Source organism: Viscerimonas tarda (assembly GCF_054601255.1).
Window position 1 is genome coordinate 84,661 of sequence record NZ_BAAHWV010000011.1, and the last position, 19,588, is coordinate 104,248.

Here is a 19,588-nt window from a genome sequence, read left to right on the forward strand (position 1 = left end):
ATGTTATATAGCACATAGCCTTTTTTTTTCAATTATTTTAAAAACTTTTCAAGTATTGTACAAATACCTCTTTATACTTTTCTTCGGGGTTTTCTCAAATTCATTGGGATATACGTGTATTGCAGACACATTTTCGTATGCCGAAACCATTTTATTCAGGTTCTGACGGTTCGTTTCCATAATCTCCGATAAGTCGGTTGACGACAGCCCCGATGCATCCATTGCCTCATAATCGGGATATACCAGTCCGACTAATTTTCCGCTTCGGCTAACAACCAAACTTTCCATCACGTAGGGCATGTTGTTTATTTTGGCTTCTATTTCTTCGGGGAAAATATTTTGCCCGTTTGAGCCCAAAAGCATCGTTTTACTTCTTCCCCGGATATAAATCCGGTTATTTTGATCTATTGTTCCCAAATCGCCTGTTCTGAGCCAGCCATCCTCGGTGAACGCCAGTTTTGTAGCTTCGGGATTTTTATAATAGCCTTGCATCACATTCTCGCCCCTCACTTGTATTTCGCCAAGTATGGCGTATGGGTCTGCCGAATCGATACGGACTTCCATGATTCCTTTCAGCGCTTGTCCGCACGAAGTAGGAACAAAGTCGTAATGATGGTCGTACGAAATCAGCGGGGCGCACTCGGTCATTCCGTATCCCACCATAAAAGGGAATTTAATCTTGTAAAGGAAGGCTTCCACTTCGCCGTTCAGGGCTGCTCCGCCTATGATGACTTCATTAAATTTACCGCCAAAGGCATCAACCAGCTTTTGCCTTATTTTGGCATATATCTTCTGATTTAATATAGGTATGCTTAAGGCCAGCTTCAAAGCAGGCTTATCCAGTTGCGGAAGAATTATTTTCTTGTAAATCTTTTCAATCACCAAGGGTACTGTTACTACCAGATTCGGCTGGTATTTGGCAAAAGCCTCTAACAGAATTTTGGGCGAGGGGGTTTTGCCCAACAAAACAGTATGCACCCCCTCCGACATGGCATACAGAAAATCGAAAGCGCAACCATAAGCATGAGCCAAAGGCAGAAACGAAACCATTCGCTCGCCCTGATGCAACAGATCAAGCTTGTGGGCGTAGGTAACATTTCCGGCCAGATTGTTGGCTGTCAGCATAACGCCTTTGCTAAAACCGGTAGTCCCCGACGTGTAATTCAGCAAAACAACCTCCGAATTGGGTACTTTGGCATACTTCAGGTCTTCCTTCGTGTATCCGTTGACGTATTTCGCTTCCATTTCCTTATCGAGGCCGGACAGGATTTTTTTGAAACTCTCGCCCGGTTGTTCATACAGGCATCTCAAATCGGTCAGCGAGAAGATTCCCCTCACATCGGGCATTTGATTTTCATCCAGATTTTCCCAAATGCTTTCACTCGTAAACAGCAGTTTCGATTCGGAGTGTATAACGATGTGGTGTACATTGTCGGTATGAAAGTCCTGTAATATAGGTACAATGATGACGCCGTAACTGATGACGGCCAAATAAACGGTACACCAATAAATGTTGTTTTTACCTATTAATGCTACTTTATCTCCTTTCTTCAGTCCTGCCTTTTGAAAAAGAATGTGCATCCGGGCTATTTCGGTAGCCAGGTCTTTGTACAGGATTGTTTTAGCATCGGTATAATCGGTTAAGGCCGGCAGATCCCAGTTTTTTTTGAAACTTTGTTCGTATAGTTCTATCAGATTTTCTTTGATCATAATTATTGCTCACTTTTCATAGATTTGTGCAAAAATAAAAACTCTATTGATATTAGCCAACTTTTTAGTCCTAAATATAAGCCAATTTATGTATTTTTGCAAATCATTATCCGATGTACTTTAAAACACGATGATCGATCATACTATATTCAGAGATAAACGGGCTGCATACCTCACGCTAGGCTGCAAACTCAATTATGCCGAAACATCCGCTATTGGTAAACAACTGAACGAAACAGGTATCCGCAAGATAAGGAAAGGGGAAACTGCCGATATATGCGTGATAAATACCTGCTCGGTAACCGACTTGGCCGATAAAAAATGCCGGCAAGCCATTCGTAAAATGATTAAGGAGCATCCCGGCGCTTTTGTTATTGTTACGGGCTGCTACGCGCAACTGAAACCCGAAGACATCGCGTCAATCGAAGGGGTGGATGTGGTGTTGGGCGCCGAACAAAAACCGGATGTAGTTTCCTACCTCAACGGACTGGAGAAAAAGAAGGCGGGCGCGATTTTCACGACCAAAACCAACGATATAAAAACATTCGTCCCCTCTTGTTCCGAGGACGACCGGACACGCTACTTTCTGAAAGTGCAGGACGGCTGCGACTATTTTTGCAGCTACTGCACCATCCCTTTTGCGCGGGGTCGAAGCCGTAACGGAACCATCGACAGCCTCGTAAAGCAGGCCGGAGAGGTGGCAGCCAAAGGCGGAAAAGAAATTGTGCTGACAGGCGTTAATATCGGGGACTTTGGAAAAACCACCGGCGAAACTTTTTTCTCGCTGATAAAAGCCCTGGACGAGGTAGAAGGAATTGCCCGCTACCGCATTTCGTCGATAGAGCCCAATTTGCTGACGGACGAAATTATTGAGTTCGTTGCCCGCTCCAAAAGGTTTGCGCCGCATTTTCATTTGCCCTTGCAATCAGGCTCGGATGAGGTGCTTCGATTGATGAAGCGGAAATACGATACGGCATTGTTCCGCCACAAGGTAGAAAAAATAAAAGCGACCTTGCCCCATGCCTTTATAGGCGTTGATGTGATTGCCGGAACACGGGGCGAAACCGACGAATATTTTGACGAGGCGCGCCGCTTTATCGAAAGCCTCAATATTAGCCAGCTCCATGTTTTTACCTACTCCGAACGCCCCGATACGCAGGCGCTCAAAATAGCGCATGAAGTTGCCCCGAAAACCAAACATGCTCGCTGCCAGCAATTACTGGATATTTCGGATAAGAAATTGAGCAGTTTTTACGAATCGCAGCAGGGTACAAGGCGTAAGGTATTGTTTGAGCATACAAAATATGGCAACAAAATGTACGGATTCACCGAAAATTACGTTAAAGTAGAATGTGAATATGATTCTCTTAAATCCAACAGGATGGAAGATGTGATACTCGGCGCTTTTAACGAAGAAAAAACAGCATTGACAAACCTGAAAAAAACAACTTGTTCGCATGTTCAATAAAATTGCATACTATCTTATTTATGGATGGCTGTTTTTACATGCCTTGCTTCCGTTGAGGCTTTTGTATGTTTTATCCGACATCCTCTATCTTTTTGTCTATTATATTGCAGGCTACCGGATTAAGATAGTCCGAAAGAACCTGAAAAATTCTTTCCCCGAAAAATCGCCGAAAGAACTTTTGAAACTGGAAAAGGATTTTTACCACCATTTCTGCGACTATTTTGTCGAAACCATCAAGCTCTTGCACATTTCGGACAAGGAAATGCAGGAACGGATGATATACAAAAATATAGAAGTAGCCGAGGATATTCTGAAAACAGGAAATTCCTGCCTGATGTATCTGGGACACTATGGAAACTGGGAGTGGATACCCTCCATAACCTTGATGTTTGACAAAAACATACTCTTGGGACAAATATATAAACACCTGAGCAACAAAATCTTCGACCGGCTGTTCTTGAAACTGAGAAGCCGCTTCGGTTCGGTAGGCATATCCAAGGGCGACACGTTGCGAAACATTGTCCGCCTGCGAAGAGAAGGGAAGCAAATGGTCATTGGTTTTATCGCCGACCAAACGCCCTCGCGCTCCAATATCCATTACTGGACTATGTTTCTCAATCAGGAAACGCCGGTATTCACCGGCGTAGAGCGCATTGCCAAACTAACCGGCTTTGGCGTTGCCTACCTCGACATTACACGAGTAGCAAGAGGAAAATACATTGCCGAATGCAAGCTGATAAGCAAAGACCCGAAAGCTGAACCCGAATTTTTTATTACGGGGAAATATATCCACTTGTTTGAGGAAACAATTTTGCGGAACCCGGCCTACTGGCTTTGGTCGCACAACCGGTGGAAATATAAAAAACAGGATTTCGCCGGATGAAAAAAGCAGCTGTCGTCATCCTCAACTGGAACGGACAGAAGTTACTGGAACAATTCCTGCCTTCTGTTGTCAAGTATTCCGAACGGAACGATACGGAGATAATTATCGCCGATAATTGTTCAACAGACGGATCGGTTGATTTTGTCGCGAGCGCTTATCCTCACATACGGACGATTCCTCTGGCCGAAAACTACGGCTATGCCGGAGGCTACAACAAAGCCCTTTCGGAAGTGGAAGCCGAGTACCTTGTGCTGCTAAATTCGGACGTTGAAGTTACCCCGGGATGGTTAGAGCCAATAATCGACTACCTCGATAACAATGCCGGTGTAGCCGCCTTGCAACCCAAAATACTGTCATTCAATAATAAGGAACAGTTTGAATATGCCGGAGCCGCCGGTGGATTCATTGATAAATACGGCTATCCTTTTTGCAGGGGACGGCTGTTTGGCGTGCTGGAAAAAGACACAGGGCAATACGACTTGCCGGTTCCTGTTTTCTGGGCATCCGGCGCGTGTATGGTCATCCGGCAAAAAGACTTTTATGATGCCGGAGGGTTCGATGCCTCTTTTTTTGCGCACATGGAAGAAATAGATTTATGCTGGCGACTCAATGCACGGGGAAGAAAAATTGTCTGCCTGCCACATTCCGTAGTGTATCACCTGGGAGGGGCGACCCTCGCTACCGGCAATTCCCGGAAAACCTTCCTGAATTTTAGAAATAACCTCCTGATGCTCTATAAAAATCTGCCCGACAAAGAGCTAAAACTCGTCCTTAGAATCCGTCTAATTCTCGATTATCTGGCTGTTATACAACTAGTTCTGGCAGGAAAAATTCAGAATGCCAAAGCTATTCTGGCAGCCCATCGGGAGTTCAAAAAAATAATTCCGAATTACAGGGACGCACGGAAAGAAAATATTTTAAAAACAAAGCAAAACTCAATAGCCACCATCTATCCACACAGTCTGCTAGCCGCTTTCTACCTCAGGCGGCGGAAGAGGTATGATAAATTAGAGTTTTAGAAATTGTCTGAATTTTGCAGGAAAAAGATACAATAAATTATAGAAATAATTCTTACCTTTGCAAAAGATTATTTAAACTAAAATGTACAAAATTATGAAGAAATTATTTTTATTATTGTTGGTTTTACCATTTGTTTTGAGCTCTTGTAGTGATGATGAAGACGAAAAAGTTCCACAAACTGGAGAAAATTTAATTGGAGAATGGGTGCTGGTTAACGAAAAGGGATACGAAATAGAAGACGGTAAAAAAGATACTTGGAATGAGAGTTATAAAGTCTCGGACGAAGTTTTCGTAATCAAGATTGATAAAAATGGGAGATATTCTCTCTATGAAAAATTGGACGAAAACGATGATGAGGTGTATGTTCGATCTGGTGTATGGTCTTATGAAAAAGGGAAACTGGTCATGACATACGAAAATGGTCGTGAACAGATTCATATTGTAACCAGGCTTACAGCTACCGATCTTACGCTTGTAACAACAGACAAGGAGGAAGATTACGAATCTTCTACTACAACAAGTTTTAAGAAAAAAAAGTAAAGTATTTGTAGGGTGGTGTTTGCCTGCTCTGCTCAGGATTTAAAGCAAAAGAGACGCAAAGTTTTGCGTCTCTTTTGTTGTATTGTCCCGCATGGGACACTTTATTAACGTATCCTTTAACTTAATGACATGCACACAAAATCCCGCTCGGGCGGGATTGGGCGCTAGCCCCATTAAACTTAATCTTTCCGGAATTGATAGAAGAACTTATCCGGCATCGACTTTTCAGCAAACAATGCTGCTAACCACAAGACACAAGTCTATCGCCACACTTCTTGATGAAAATTTTTGGAAACCTTTTTAGGGTGACGCATTGTCAAAGTCAGGACATACCAAGCGCACCCTAAAAACAAACAAAAGCCACCCCTCATGGAATGGCTTTTGCATAAAGCTTTAAGCTTTCTATTATCTGATGAACAATAGCTCTCTGTATTTAGCTAATGGCCACATTTCGTTGTCAACGATAAGTTCCAGCTTGTCGATATGATAACGGATTTCGTCAAAATATGGAGCTACAATATCGTGATATTCAACTGCTTTTTCGCGTTCGCTTTCAATAGTGTTGGCTTTTTTGCGAGCATCTTTCATTTCATGCACTTTGGCATTGATTGCGTTTACATGATCCGATACTTTTTCTATCAAGCGCAATTGTTCTTCTGCCAATTCCTTGAATTTCGCAGGATCGGTATATATTTTCTGAAGCTTGGCTACATTGCTCAGCAATACAGATTGATAGCTGATGGCTACCGGAATGATATGGTTAAGCGCCAAATCGCCCAATACACGCGATTCTATCTGAAGCTTCTTGGTATAGATTTCCCATTTCACTTCGTTACGTGCATGAAGTTCTACTTCGGACATAATGCCGTCGAAAGTCTTGATACTTTGAGCAGAGGTGTAATTATCGTAGATAACCGGAGCGCTTGTTTCGCAATCCAATCCGCGTTCTTTAGCTTCTGCTTTCCATTCGTCGCTGTATCCGTTTCCGTTGAAGCGAATCGGGCGCGATTCTTTGATGTATTTCTTCAATACTTCGTACAAAGCTTCTTCTTTCGATTTGCCCGATGCGATAATAGCGTCCACTTCTTTTTTGAATGTTTTCAACTGTTCTGCAACAGCCGAGTTTAAGGCGGTCATGGCCGATGCACAGTTTGCAGACGAACCAACAGCTCTGAACTCGAAACGGTTGCCGGTGAACGCGAAAGGCGATGTACGGTTACGGTCGGTGTTGTCGAGAAGTACTTCCGGTATCTGACCAACGCCCAGGCTGGTTTGTTTCTTTTCATCTACAACGATGGCGTCTTTCACCGAGCTGCTTTCAAATTTATCCAGGATAGAGCTAACTTCGCTGCCCAGGAATACCGAGATGATTGCAGGAGGCGCTTCGTTGGCGCCCAGGCGGTGTGCATTTGTTGCCGACGAAATAGAAGCTTTCAACAGTCCGTTGTTTTTATAAACGGCAGCAAGGATGTTTACGATGAAGGTAACAAAACGCAAGTTAGCCACTTTTTCTTTTCCGGGAGCGGTCAACAGAACGCCTGTATCTGTTCCCAGCGACCAGTTGTTGTGCTTACCCGAACCATTGATACCTTTAAACGGTTTTTCGTGCAGCAATATCCTGAAATTATGACGACGGGCAACTCGTTCCATTACCGACATAACCAGCAAGTTGTGGTCAACCGCCAAGTTACATTCTTCGTAGATAGGGGCCAACTCAAACTGGTTGGGAGCAACCTCGTTGTGGCGGGTTTTCACCGGAATACCCAAGGTATATGATTCATACTCCAGTTCTTCCATGAACTTGAGCACACGTTGCGGAATAGAACCAAAATAGTGGTCTTCCAACTGCTGGTTTTTAGCGCTATCGTGGCTCATCAATGTACGACCGGTCAGGATTAAATCGGGACGAGCAGCATACAAAGCTTCATCCACCAGAAAGTATTCTTGTTCCCAGCCCAAATACGAATATACTTTTTTTACATCATCGCTGAAATAATGGCATACATCAACGGCAGCTTTATCAACGGCAGCAATCGACCTCAACAAAGGAGTTTTGTAGTCGAGCGTTTCGCCTGTGTAAGAGATAAAGATAGTAGGAATACAAAGTGTATCGCCTACGATGAATGCGGGTGAAGTAGGATCCCACGCCGAGTATCCACGAGCTTCGAATGTATTGCGAAGACCTCCTGACGGGAAGCTGGATGCATCCGGTTCTTGTTGAGCAAGCAATTTTCCGCTAAACTCTTCAATCATACCGCCCTGGCCATCGTGTTCGGCAAAAGAGTCATGCTTTTCGGCTGTACCGTCTGTCAGAGGATGGAACCAGTGAGTATAGTGAGTTGCGCCATTTTCGAGCGCCCACATGCGCATGCCGGCAGCAACGTGTTCAGCAATTCCTCTATCAATGGTCTTACCTTTTTCTATCACATCCATGATTACTTTGTAAGTTTCCTTCGATAGGTACTTAATCATAGCCTTCCGGTTAAAAACCTTATTGCCGTAATATTCAGAAGTCTTTTGTAGCGGCTTCTCTACCTCTACGGGCTTTCTGTTTGCTGCATCTGCCACAGCTTGGAATCTTAATGTTGACATAAATCAATAAATTAAAGTTGTTGATATTTTTTGTTCATTCTATTCAAATCGAGATTTTCTTGAAACGGGCTACGGCATCCTGTGTATTTTCCAGTGTTCCGAAAGCAGTTAATCTTAGATAACTTTCACCACTCGGGCCGAATCCTACACCCGGAGTTCCGACTATATTCAATTTCTGCAACAAATAATCGAAAAACTCCCACGAGCTCAATCCGTTGGGCGTTTTCACCCAAATGTAAGGCGAATTGACGCCACCATAAACTTTCAGTCCCTGAGCGGTAAGCCCTTCGCGAATTATCCGAGCATTGTTCAAGTAATAATCAATCGTTTCCCGTACTTGCTTCTTGCCTTCCGCCGAATAGCAAGCCTCGGCAGCGCGCTGAATAATGTAGGGCGTTCCGTTGAATTTGGTTGTATGGCGGCGATTCCAAAGTTTATTCAGCGATACTTCCTCACCTGTCAAGGTATATCCTTTCAGGGCTTTCGGAATAACGGTGAAGGCACAGCGTGTGCCGGTGAAGCCTGCCGTTTTAGAAAAACTGCGGAACTCAATGGCCACCTCTTTGGCTCCTTCTATTTCGTATATGCTGTGTGGCACATCACTTTCGGTTATAAATGCTTCGTATGCCGCATCGAACAGGATGATGGCCTTGTTCTGCAGTGCATAGTCAACCCACACCTTCAGTTGCGATTTAGTTAGCGTGGTACCGGTCGGATTGTTGGGGTAACACAAATAAATAATATCTACTTTGGTGGCGGGCAACGAGGGTGCAAAATTGTTTTCGGCGGTACAAGGCAGATAAACAACCTTGTTCCATTTGCCATCGGCGCCCAGATTTCCTGCCCGTCCGGCCATCACGTTTGTATCCACATACACCGGATAAACAGGATCGGTTATCGCGATAATGTTATCTATCCCCAGAATATCACCGATATTTCCGGTATCGCTTTTCGAGCCGTCGCTCACAAATATTTCATCGGCGGCAATATCCAGGCCCGATGCTTTGTACTCGTTTTCTACAATTGTATTTACCAAAAAGTCATAGCCTTGTTCAGGCCCGTATCCTCTGAATGTTCCGGCAACAGCCATTTCATCTACCGCTTTGTGAAGCGCCTCAATCGAAGCTTGCGGCAATGGCCTTGTAACATCGCCTATCCCCAACCGGATGATGTTCGCATCAGGATTAGCGGCCTTGAATTCGTTTACTTTCCGCGCAATATCCGAGAATAAATAACTTCCCGGCAGTTTGGTGTAATTTTCGTTTATTAATGCCATGTTCTACTCTTAAACTTAAACTTTATATATTTCTGATCTAATCTTCGTAATACACTTCGCCCTCGAATGAGGTTACGGCTTCGCCGGTCATATACACCCGGTTATTTTCTTCTTTCCACTCTATTTCGAGGTCTCCACCCAACAGGTGAATCCGAATTTTCCGGTCGCAATAACCGTTCAACACCGCTGCTACGGCTGCTGCACATGCGCCCGTTCCGCAAGCCAGGGTTTCTCCGGCTCCCCGCTCCCACACACGCATATTTAGTGTGTTGCGGTCGATTACTTCTATAAACTCGGTATTTGTTTTCCGTGGAAAGACTGGATTTTTCTCAAATTTCGGACCCAATACAGGTAAATCGAAATCCTTGATTCCGGTTGTGAAAACCACAGCATGAGGGTTTCCCATCGACACACAGGTAATCTTCCATGTTTCGCCGTCTATTTCCAGGGGCTGGCTCAGCACCGGATTTCCAACGATAGTTACCGGCACCAAAGCCGAGTCGAGAATAGGTTCTCCCATATCAACCGTAGCCCTGCGCGAAACGGCGTTCCCGTCCAATAGCGCAATATATTTCACACCGGCTTTGGTGTCAATCGAAATATCTTTTTTCGAGGTCAATCCATTGTCGTAAACGTATTTTCCTACACAGCGCACAGCATTTCCACACATCTCGGCTTCGGAACCGTCCGAGTTAAACATTTGCATTCTGAAATCCGCTACTTCGGAGGGCAAGATAAACACCAAGCCATCCGAACCTATACCAAAATTTCTGTTACTAAGCTTAATAGCGGCAGCGCTTCTATCCTTTACATCCTGATTGAAACCATTGATGTATATATAGTCGTTACCCGCGCCTTGCATTTTAGTAAATTTCAGCTTCTTCATGCGTACAACAAGTTTATTTTTTGTGAATTATATATAGTAGATATTTCCCGATGCAAATTTGAGATAAAATATTCGATTTTACAAGAAAATAGCTATGCATTTTTTCATTTTTAACAGAATAAAAATTCTTTTTGACACAAAAATAAGCATTTTAGCTATCATAAAGAACGATGTTTTAGAAGAAAGACAATAAAATGACACAAAATATGGTATTATAGTATCGTTTTCATATAAGAAAACCCCCAAAAGAATTAATTTCTTCGGGGGTTCTTGTATTTTTGTTTCGGACGATAATTTTAACCCAAATAACCTTTCAAAAGTTTACTGCGCGAATTTTGCCTCAATCTTTTAATTGCTTTTTCTTTAATCTGACGAACACGCTCCCGTGTCAGTTGAAATTTGTCGCCAATCTCTTCCAGTGTCATTTCCTGGCAGCCAATACCAAAAAACATTTTGATGATTTCGCTTTCCCTTTCGGTCAGTGTGGACAATGCCCTTTCTATTTCCTGTTGCAACGATTCGTTAATCAGCGTTCTGTCGGCTATGGGGGCATCGTCGTTAATCAAAACGTCCAGCAAACTGTTGTCTTCGCCTTCAACAAAAGGCGCATCCATCGAGATGTGGCGCCCTGAAACCTTCAGCGAATCGGCGATTTTATCTACCGGAATATCCAGTTCATCGGCCAATTCTTCGGCAGAGGGTTTGCGTTCGTGTTCCTGCTCAAACTTGGAGAATGCTTTGCTTATCTTGTTCAGGGAACCAACCTGATTCAGCGGCAACCTCACAATACGCGATTGCTCGGCCAAAGCCTGAAGAATGGACTGGCGAATCCACCAAACCGCATAACTGATAAATTTGAAACCGCGTGTCTCATCGAACTTTTCGGCAGCTTTAATCAGCCCCAGATTGCCTTCATTAATAAGGTCGGGGAGGCTCAATCCTTGATTTTGATATTGTTTAGCTACAGATACAACAAATCGCAAATTAGCTCTGGTGAGTTTTTCGAGAGCTGCCCTGTCTCCTCTTTTTATAGCTTGGGCCAATTCTACCTCTTCCTCCACAGTAATCAGATCTTCGCGTCCAATTTCCTGCAAATATTTATCCAGAGAAGCGCTTTCTCTGTTAGTAATTGATTTCGTAATCTTTAATTGCCTCATTTACTTATTGTTATAGTGTAGTAAAAACCTTTTCACCCGAATCAAACGAAAAATGTGTGCAAATATAGCATTTTCAGCGCTATTTTGCAACCCGAATGACATTTAATTTATGTATTGTAATAATAACGCTTAATCCCCCGATTATGTTTTAGGGAATTAAGCGTTAAGCCCCTCCGAACCTCCCCGTAGGGGAGGCTTTTAACAAGGAAGAGACTTTTGAAATCCCCCTACGGGGGATTAGGGGGCTTTATTCCCCCAAATCAACTGCATAATATTTTGCCCGTCCATTCGGGTAAAAACCTTTGATAAACAACACTTTGTCCTGACTTTGAGCGGTGGCTTGTATAATGTCTTCCACATCGTCCACACCCGATACCGGTTGGTCGTTTATTTTCAGAATGATAAATCCTTTCTTTATTTCACTTCGGGCAAATTTGCCGCTATTGTCCACTCCGGCGACTTCCACGCCCGTACTGATGCCGTATTTCTGTTTAAGCTCCTTCGACAATTCTTTGAATGCTGCGCCAACGTCCACCAAATCATCGGCTTTTGTAACAATGGAGGTGTTGCCGCTGCTGTTTTTCAGCACAACATCAACTGTTTTATCGGCGTCTCCCCGTTTCAACACAACTTTCACTTTGTTGCCCGGACGGTATTTGCTTATCTGCTCCAGTAACTCTCCGATATTGCGAATCTTCACGTTATTTATTCCCACAATAACATCGCCCGACTGCACGCCTGCAACTTTGGCCGGACTGCGTTCGATTAAGCTGTCAACGTAAGCGCCTTCGTTTACCTTGATGTTCTTGGCTCTTTCGGGATTTTCTTCCTTGTAATATTCTTTTGCATTGGAAACATCTTTGATAATTACGCCCAACAGAGCTCGTTGCACAGCGCCATATTCTTTTAAGTCGGCAACTACTTTTCCGGCAATCGAAACGGGCACGGCAAAGCCATAACCCGTAAAGTTTCCAGTCTGCGAATAAATGGCCGTATTGATGCCGACCAACTCGCCTTTGGTATTGATAAGAGCGCCGCCGCTATTCCCCGGATTAATTGCCGCATCGGTTTGAATAAAGGATTGAACATTACCCGGCTCGTTGCTGCCTATTCCGCCACGGGCTTTTGCGCTAACAATTCCGGCTGTTACCGTGGAGTTCAGGTTAAACGGATTACCTACCGCCAACACCCATTCGCCTACTTTCAAGGCATCGGAATTGCCGAAGGGTATGAGCGGGAAATCTTTCCCGTCAATCTTTATCAGGGCAATATCCGTTTGAGGGTCGGCGCCGATCAGGGTTGCCGAATATTTACTGTTGTCGTTCAGTGTTACCTCTATCTCTTGCGCCTTGCTAATCACATGATTATTGGTTACAATGTAGCCATCGCTTGAAATAATGACACCCGAACCATAGCCAACAACAGGCTGAGGTTCGATTGGTTGATTCGGGCGGTTGCCAAATCCGAAGAAATATTCAAACGGATCCATCGGCATCTGATTGGAATTGCCTCTCCTAAGCTTTTGCTTGGCAGTCGATTTGATATGCACTACGGCATGAACAGCATTCTCGGCGGCTTTCGTAAAATCGGGATAGCCCTCTGCCGTGAGGCCTGCCAGATGCAGGTTCTTAGCATCGAATTGCCCCGAAAAGCTATCGTATATATCCACCGAACCCGAATTTTCCTGATTTTCGAGGTAAGTATATGTTGCATAAGTAGCGCCAACGCTCAGCAATGCAACAGCAACATACATAGACACATTTTTTAAAATCTTTTTCATATTCATTTACCAATTTAGTTTATACTCTAAGTTTTAAAAGTTTCTTGTGATATTTTCTCCAAATGTATAGACAAATATCGTTCTGTAAAATAGTCTTTCCTCTATTTTTTAACACTTTTAACCTGCAAAAAAAGCATTTAATAGGGTTTAACCATGCTTTTTCAGTTGATATGTTCTTTTAACATTTTGTGTTTATGCGCCAATATGACAAGATGGCAATTGAATGGAGAATTGAGAATTGAGAGTTGAGAATTAGCAAAGCAACGTTTTGTCATTGCGGGTCGGAGCCCCCTATGTGTTCAATAATTTGATGAGTGATTATCTTTCGGGTGGTTTGGGGATGTCAAGCTATTCTTACATCTTCCAGATACATTTCCAAAACATCGGCAATATTTTCTTTTACCTCGTCAATGGTAAGTCCCTGAGTAAATACGGCCGGCAATTCTTTATATCAGATTGAACCAACAAAAAACACGTGAATAATGAGGTAATGAGGTTCCATTATTCATCATAATATGCTGCTACTGAGGTTGTTTTGTTAATGAAAATGAGGTGAAAATTAGGTTGTGCAATGCATAGGTTTGCGCCATGCTCAGGAGATTGCGGGTCGGAGCCCGCAATGACAAAAATTAAAATGGTCGCGGCACGCCACGACCCTACATTATTCTCATTAGCACATTGGCATATTAGTCTCATTATTCACATGGCATATTGGCACATTATATTTTTTCGCTTAAACTGGCATATTTATTGATGTTTTAATTACATTTACCACGCAAAAACGAATCTGAAATATGAACAGTCAAGATATAATCAATCAGAAAAAGGAAATTGCGCTGCATCTGTCAAAAAGGCAGTTGAAGGAGGCCATTGAAGCGCTGACACGGTTAGCCGCAAATCTTCAGAACTGGCAGGTCTCCGAGAAGCTAAGCGAACTGGAGACCAACTACAAGTTTATGCTTCATTATCAGTTTGAAGCGATGGAAGACCCCAGCCTGCAAGAGGTGTATTTCGGCCTGATACGCACATTGTATGAGTTGTCGGACGATGTGGCCGACGAATTATTGATGTCCGTATCTTCCGGCTTTTTTTACGAAAGATCGCGGATTGGCGTCCTGAGCAAGTTCCTGAAAATAACCGACTACCAAAGTCAATTGAAGGAAGTGGGCGAATCCATTGCCTTAACGGACTTATTGGCAGAAGGGGCCGAAAAAGAGGAGCAATTAAGGAGCCTGGCCGTAAAACGGGAACAGATTGCATCCAGGCTGTTTATGTCGGTTTACCTGTCGGCACGGGCAAACGAGAACGACTACAACAATTACATCGCTTTCCTCCGGTCCCTCGACATTAAAGACAGGGAAAAGCGCCTGTTTATCTCGGCCTTGACCTTGAACCTCATACACCGTTTCGATGCCAAAAAGACACGGATATTGATGAGCTTTTCGGTTGACGAAAACCCGGTGATTGCCCAACGGGCGATTGTAGGGCTAATTATCATCCTTCAAATGTACGACGCGCGCTGGTCGTTTTATACCGAATGCGAGCAACATTTGGAATCCCTGTCCGAAAACCTGTACTTCAGGCAATCGGTCGTAGCCATCATAAAACAACTGATTCGTTCGCGCGAAACAGAAAAAATAAGCAAAAAACTGCGCGAGGAGATTATCCCCGAAATGCTCAAGTTTAATACCCTGGCCGGAAAAAAGCTCAACATGGAAGAGTTGATGGGCGAAACCGATTTCTCGGAAAAGAATCCCGAATGGAAAAAAGAACTCGAAGAATCGGGCTTGGCAAACAAGCTTCAGGAGTACTCGAACCTGCAAATGGAGGGCGCCGATGTTTTTCATTCCACCTTCTCCAGCCTGAAATCCTTTCCTTTTTTCAGCGATATAACAAACTGGTTCCTGCCTTTCGATAAATCTTATTCCGAATTGCAAAGCTTGTTTTCAAAGGCAGGGAAAGACAGTTTGCTGCAGGCGGCGGTCATCAACTCGGGACACATGTGCGATTCCGATAAATATTCGTTTTGTTTCAGCCTGTTGCAATTGCCCGAAAGTCAGCGAAAAATGATGATGTACCGGTTTAGCGACGAATCGGAAGAGATGAAACACATACAAGAAGAAGCGGCTGCCCTGAAATCGAATACAAGCGAAGAAATACTGTCGAACCAATACATACAGAGCTTGTACCGGTTCTTTAAATTGTTCCGGAGCAAGAATAACTTTTTTGACATATTCCGGCTAAAAATAAACTTTTACGACAAGAAATCCATCGCTCCCTTAATATCGGATGCCAAAATCATGCGGCAGATTGCCCTGTATTGTTTCGAGAAAAACTTTCTGAAGGAAGCGCTTGATATATACCTGCTTTTGGTGAAAGAAGAAAACACCGATTCGGATGCCTGGCAGAAAATAGGTTACTGCCGGCAAATGCTGGACGATACGCAGGGAGCGTTGGAGGCCTACCTGCAAGCCGACCTGATACGACCCGACAACTCGTGGACAATAAAGCGCATTGCACAGGTGTACCGCACAATAAAGCGCCCGGAACTTGCCCTCGGGTATTATTTAAAATTGCAGACTTTAACGCCCGCCAATATATCCAACGAGCTGAACATAGGCCATTGCTACCTGGATATGGGCGAATATGAGAAAGCGCTGAATGTTTATTTCAAAGTAGAATTACTCGACGGGGGAGATAATCCAAAAGCTTGGCGACCAATAGCATGGACGGCCTTTTTATTAAAGAGATTCGATTTATCGCGACAATACTACCAAAAGATATTGTCGGGAAAACCCAATGAGCACGATTACCTGAATGCTGGACACGTGGAGTTGGTTCTCAATAATAAAAAAGCCGCCCTGAACTACTATATGCAAACCGTATCAATCCTCGACAATAGTCCCAGTGATTTTATCGCGCTTTTTGAAGCCGACATAAACACCCTGATTGATTCGGGTGTTGACGAAGGTTTTTTTGTTTTGCTGTTCGACGAACTAAAATACAAGTTCGATTGAGGAGGGGCTGTCCAAATACAAAAAGCCGCCCCCCGAAAAGGACGGCTTTTGTATTTTACTAATTCCAAATTTTACTTTTTGGGATAGGTATTGTACGTGTAAGTTCCAGCAACGGTTATATCTAAATAAACGGGATTCAAATTATCTACAGTACTGATATTTACAGCCGGTTTAAATTTATACGCAATATTCACTTGTTTATCTTTTGTTAGAAGTTCAAAAGTCTTTTGGGCAACCGGAAGGTATTTTGCGCCTTGCAAGAGTTGGTCAGAATAAAAATCAGAACCGCCTCCGGCAACATTAACTTTGCCCAAATTGTATTCTGCAGAACCAACCTTAACGTAAAACAAATCTAAGGTTTCATCTTTACCTGCTGCTTTAATCGCTTCTAAGCCTCTTACTTTAATACCCATTACAACCAAGTTAGGAGCAGCTGTATTTGTTACAAAATTCTTAACGTTTTCTTCGCCTATGGCGTCAGCTAATTTTAATGGGACAGCAGTACTATAACTTGGTGTTGCAGTACTAGCGGATGCATTTAGTGCAATAGAATACGTTTTAGTGAATGTACCTTGTGCGGGCACAGGCGCTGGGGCATCATCATCACCGCTACAAGATGATAAGCTACAACTAAGTCCCAAGACTAACATGATAATTATGGTAATATGATTCAGGATTTGAGTGTCTATTTTGGCGGCATAACCGCCAAAACGCGGGTGCGTTTTCAGACTGTTAATGAGTTCGGGGATTTCGTCGAATACATCGGCGGAAATATAACAGCTGCCTGTGCGTGGGTAGGTAATCAGTTTTGCCTCATACAGTTTTTGCGCAATGGAAAGCGTCTTGTCCGCCGAAAAACCGTGCTTTTGGTTTGCTTCTTTTTGTAAATGTCTGAACCTTGATTTTCTTGATTAAAAGATTTTCATGATTTTCAGCAATCAAGTTAATCTTTTAATCCTAAAAATCAAGGTCAAAGTTTGTTGTTGTGTACTCGCTTGAATTGCAGGCTTTTTGCGCCAAAATTAATTAATAATCCCACCTGCATTTTATAGGCTTCAAGATAATTCATCGCCTGTGCCAAGTGTACATCTTCAAGGTTGATAATTGCTTTCAATTCTACCATAATCTTTTCTTCAACAAAGAAATCAACCCTTCGTGTTCCGATTTGAATATCCCTGTAAAAAACAGGCATTTCCATTTCTCTTGCAAATGCTAACCCTTCGTGTTCCATTTCGATAGCCAAAGCTCGCTGGTATATAACTTCCTGAAAACCGTTTCCCAAAGCGCTATGTACCTGCATGGCACATTTGATAATTCGTTTTGTTAAATCTTCATGCAACATAATCTGAACTTTTTTGCAAAAGTAATCAGAATAATCCTTTAATCAAGCAAATCATGGTTCAGACATTATTCCCGAAAAGCCGTAGTCTTCGGGCATGGCGAGTTGTATCAAATGCCCAAAAGCATACGTTACCATGTAACCGTTGCCTGTCATAAAACCATCTTCCTTGTGGCTTGCGCCAACGATAGCCGCTATTTCGCGGGCTACGCTCGGTTTTTCTGCTATGATTGCTATCTTCATTTTACTTGGATTTTAGTGGTGAATATTACATTTTTACGCCTTTGGATTTTTTCGGCTTTTCCTGTTCCTGCTTGGCGGCTTGTTTTTCCGTCTGCTTTTCGGTGGGTTGCGTTTGACCGCTGTTCAAAGGCTCTTTGATATTTTTGGTAGCTTCGGTGGTGTTGCCGTTATTGTTTTTGGCAACCTGCACCTTGTGGCGGTCATCGGGAATGACTTTTCCGGCAGCAAGGGCATCCCTGTAATCCTTCGGAAACATGAAATCATATTTTCCGGTTTCTTTATTCAGGGTTATGTAGCCGCTGTACTTTTTACCGTTGCGGTCTGTCAATTCGCCTGTATGGACGGTTTTTCCCTCGTGTACACTGCTCAGCTCATAACGTCTCCTAACTTTTCCAGCGGAGCGCGGTAAAAGTCAAAGCGGGTAGGGTCTTTGATTTGCCGCTTGAAGTTCTCAAAAAAGTTTTCAAGCGCATTGCCGTTTTTGTCGATAATGTCTGAACCCTGATTTATAGGATTAAAGGATTAACATGATTGTTCTCCAAACAAAAATCAAGAAAATCCTGTAATCAGGAAAATCAAGGTTCAGACAATAAACAGGGGTTTGCGCGTGTGTGGCAGGGGTTTGCACTCCCCTCAAAACTCTTTCAGCACACTCATCCTGTCCTCCCTGCTTTTCACGCGCAGGTAACTACGGTAACTGCTGAAACCCGCCATCAGCACAAGTTGCAGATTGTCTTTTTCGCTGTGGTCGGGCGAGAGGCGCAATCGGTTGAGTTCCTTCAAGCGGTTGCGGTTGATAAGGCGGCTGAAATTCATGCCGTACTCACGATTGACAAGCGCAGATACACTGCTACGGTTGGAATGCAGGTCGGCGGCGACGTCCGTTATCCGCAGTTGCGGGTTCAGGTAGGGCTTTTTATCGCGCAGGTAGCGGGCAAAGCGTTTCGGCGTGATTTCGACAGCGTTGTCCGCCGGGCCATCATCCGGCTTGACAATCACATAATTATCCGAAAGCAGGTTGTAGCACAGTATCGGATAAATAAAAAACGCAGGCAACGCTCCCTGTACGGAAAGCCACGAGCCGGAAAAAACATCCACATTGAACAACATCCCGAAAAGCGGAACGGGCGTGGTCATCAGCGTAAGCGCCTGCATAAGCAAAAGCCAGTTCAGGGACGTGCGTTGCGCATCGGCTGAATAATCCTCAATGCTGCGCCTGTAACGGCGTATCCGCAGGATACCGAGAACAGGGTAAAGCGTATTGTAAACAACAAAAACGACGCCTGTCAGGACAGCGTAGCCTGTTAGCTCCACAACCGCCGTCAGCAGGACGGGGACAACGAAATGCAGACGGTTGAAACGGCTGTGCCGTTCCGTAGCCGTTATAATGTGTACAAAGCGGTAAATCAGCAGCTGGTCGAATATCAGCGTAAGCGTGAATACGACAGAATAACGGATAAACACTTCGGGGGCGACGGCCTGAAACACCAGCCCCGTCCAGCACAGGGCGGCAACCGTAAAGGTGAGCGACAGGAAAAGCCGGAGCAGTTTTTCCTGCCGGTTTTTTCCCGTGTATAAAGTATCCAGCAGCATCATGACCAGACACACCAGCGCACATGCGGCAGGTGCGGAAAATATCAATGCCTGTATCGTCTGAACTGTGATTTCCATTTGATT

Annotated in this window: 16 protein-coding genes and 2 pseudogenes; 5 read left to right on the forward strand and 13 right to left on the reverse strand. The window is 43.8% G+C overall.

The genetic code is table 11. The features are described 5' to 3' along the window. Window positions 1-48: 48 nt before the first annotated feature. Complete coding sequence (locus tag ACYPWY_RS06730) at window positions 49-1,710, reverse strand: AMP-binding protein (protein ID WP_459684671.1); 1,662 nt, start codon at window positions 1,708-1,710, stop codon at window positions 49-51. A gap of 130 nt (window positions 1,711-1,840) precedes the next feature. Between ACYPWY_RS06730 and mtaB the strand changes: the two genes are divergently transcribed. From mtaB to ACYPWY_RS06750, 4 genes are all read left to right on the forward strand, one after another. Beyond that, window positions 1,841-3,178: a tRNA (N(6)-L-threonylcarbamoyladenosine(37)-C(2))-methylthiotransferase MtaB gene (gene mtaB, locus ACYPWY_RS06735; protein ID WP_459684672.1), complete on the forward strand. Its 1,338-nt coding sequence runs from the start codon at window positions 1,841-1,843 to the stop codon at window positions 3,176-3,178. Further along, on the forward strand, window positions 3,168-4,061 hold the full coding sequence (locus ACYPWY_RS06740) for a lysophospholipid acyltransferase family protein (protein WP_459684673.1): 894 nt from the start codon (window positions 3,168-3,170) through the stop codon (window positions 4,059-4,061). The genes mtaB and ACYPWY_RS06740 overlap by 11 nt, the downstream gene beginning before the upstream one ends. Then, window positions 4,058-5,080 carry a glycosyltransferase family 2 protein gene (locus tag ACYPWY_RS06745; RefSeq protein WP_459684674.1) on the forward strand — a complete coding sequence of 341 codons (1,023 nt, stop codon included), beginning with the start codon at window positions 4,058-4,060 and terminating at the stop codon, window positions 5,078-5,080. Before ACYPWY_RS06740 ends, ACYPWY_RS06745 begins: the two co-directional genes overlap by 4 nt. A gap of 94 nt (window positions 5,081-5,174) precedes the next feature. Beyond that, window positions 5,175-5,621: a lipocalin-like domain-containing protein gene (locus ACYPWY_RS06750; protein WP_459684675.1), complete on the forward strand. Its 447-nt coding sequence runs from the start codon at window positions 5,175-5,177 to the stop codon at window positions 5,619-5,621. A 405-nt stretch (window positions 5,622-6,026) separates the two neighbouring features. On the opposite strand, the gene ACYPWY_RS06755 is transcribed toward ACYPWY_RS06750, so the two are convergent. The 6 genes from ACYPWY_RS06755 to ACYPWY_RS06780 form a co-directional block, all read right to left on the reverse strand. Continuing rightward, window positions 6,027-8,213, reverse strand: a complete 2,187-nt coding sequence (locus ACYPWY_RS06755; RefSeq protein ID WP_459684676.1) for a glutamine synthetase III family protein — start codon at window positions 8,211-8,213, stop codon at window positions 6,027-6,029. Between the two features lie 43 nt (window positions 8,214-8,256). After that, a complete protein-coding gene (locus ACYPWY_RS06760; protein WP_459684677.1) occupies window positions 8,257-9,489 on the reverse strand; it encodes an LL-diaminopimelate aminotransferase in 1,233 nt (410 codons plus the stop codon). A gap of 37 nt (window positions 9,490-9,526) precedes the next feature. Then, complete coding sequence (gene dapF / locus ACYPWY_RS06765) at window positions 9,527-10,375, reverse strand: diaminopimelate epimerase (RefSeq protein WP_459684678.1); 849 nt, start codon at window positions 10,373-10,375, stop codon at window positions 9,527-9,529. Between the two features lie 296 nt (window positions 10,376-10,671). Further along, entirely contained in the window at window positions 10,672-11,532 is an 861-nt protein-coding gene (locus tag ACYPWY_RS06770) for a sigma-70 family RNA polymerase sigma factor (RefSeq protein WP_459684679.1), read from the reverse strand. 247 nt (window positions 11,533-11,779) lie between these two features. Further along, entirely contained in the window at window positions 11,780-13,312 is a 1,533-nt protein-coding gene (locus ACYPWY_RS06775) for a Do family serine endopeptidase (RefSeq protein ID WP_459684680.1), read from the reverse strand. Window positions 13,313-13,655: 343 nt separating this feature from the next. Then, window positions 13,656-13,754 carry a type II toxin-antitoxin system HicB family antitoxin gene (locus ACYPWY_RS06780; RefSeq protein WP_459684681.1) on the reverse strand — a complete coding sequence of 33 codons (99 nt, stop codon included), beginning with the start codon at window positions 13,752-13,754 and terminating at the stop codon, window positions 13,656-13,658. 352 nt (window positions 13,755-14,106) lie between these two features. Here ACYPWY_RS06780 and ACYPWY_RS06785 point away from each other — a divergent pair, with 352 nt between their 5' ends. Continuing rightward, window positions 14,107-16,329, forward strand: a complete 2,223-nt coding sequence (locus ACYPWY_RS06785; RefSeq protein WP_459684682.1) for a tetratricopeptide repeat protein — start codon at window positions 14,107-14,109, stop codon at window positions 16,327-16,329. Window positions 16,330-16,400: 71 nt separating this feature from the next. Here ACYPWY_RS06785 and ACYPWY_RS06790 read toward each other — a convergent pair whose 3' ends face one another. The 6 genes and pseudogenes from ACYPWY_RS06790 to ACYPWY_RS06815 form a co-directional block, all read right to left on the reverse strand. Continuing rightward, the gene (locus ACYPWY_RS06790) at window positions 16,401-16,979 is read right to left on the reverse strand and encodes a hypothetical protein (RefSeq protein WP_459684683.1); all 579 of its coding nucleotides are present in this window, start codon (window positions 16,977-16,979) and stop codon (window positions 16,401-16,403) included. 18 nt (window positions 16,980-16,997) lie between these two features. Then, a pseudogene (locus tag ACYPWY_RS06795) lies at window positions 16,998-17,216 on the reverse strand (DNA topoisomerase); the annotation flags it as partial. 83 nt (window positions 17,217-17,299) lie between these two features. After that, entirely contained in the window at window positions 17,300-17,671 is a 372-nt protein-coding gene (locus ACYPWY_RS06800) for a GxxExxY protein (RefSeq protein ID WP_459684684.1), read from the reverse strand. 57 nt (window positions 17,672-17,728) lie between these two features. Continuing rightward, window positions 17,729-17,911: pseudogene (locus ACYPWY_RS06805) on the reverse strand (DNA topoisomerase); the annotation flags it as partial. 25 nt (window positions 17,912-17,936) lie between these two features. Next, entirely contained in the window at window positions 17,937-18,239 is a 303-nt protein-coding gene (locus ACYPWY_RS06810) for a hypothetical protein (RefSeq protein WP_459684685.1), read from the reverse strand. Between the two features lie 305 nt (window positions 18,240-18,544). Further along, on the reverse strand, window positions 18,545-19,582 hold the full coding sequence (locus tag ACYPWY_RS06815) for a helix-turn-helix domain-containing protein (protein WP_459684686.1): 1,038 nt from the start codon (window positions 19,580-19,582) through the stop codon (window positions 18,545-18,547). Window positions 19,583-19,588 lie beyond the last annotated feature (6 nt).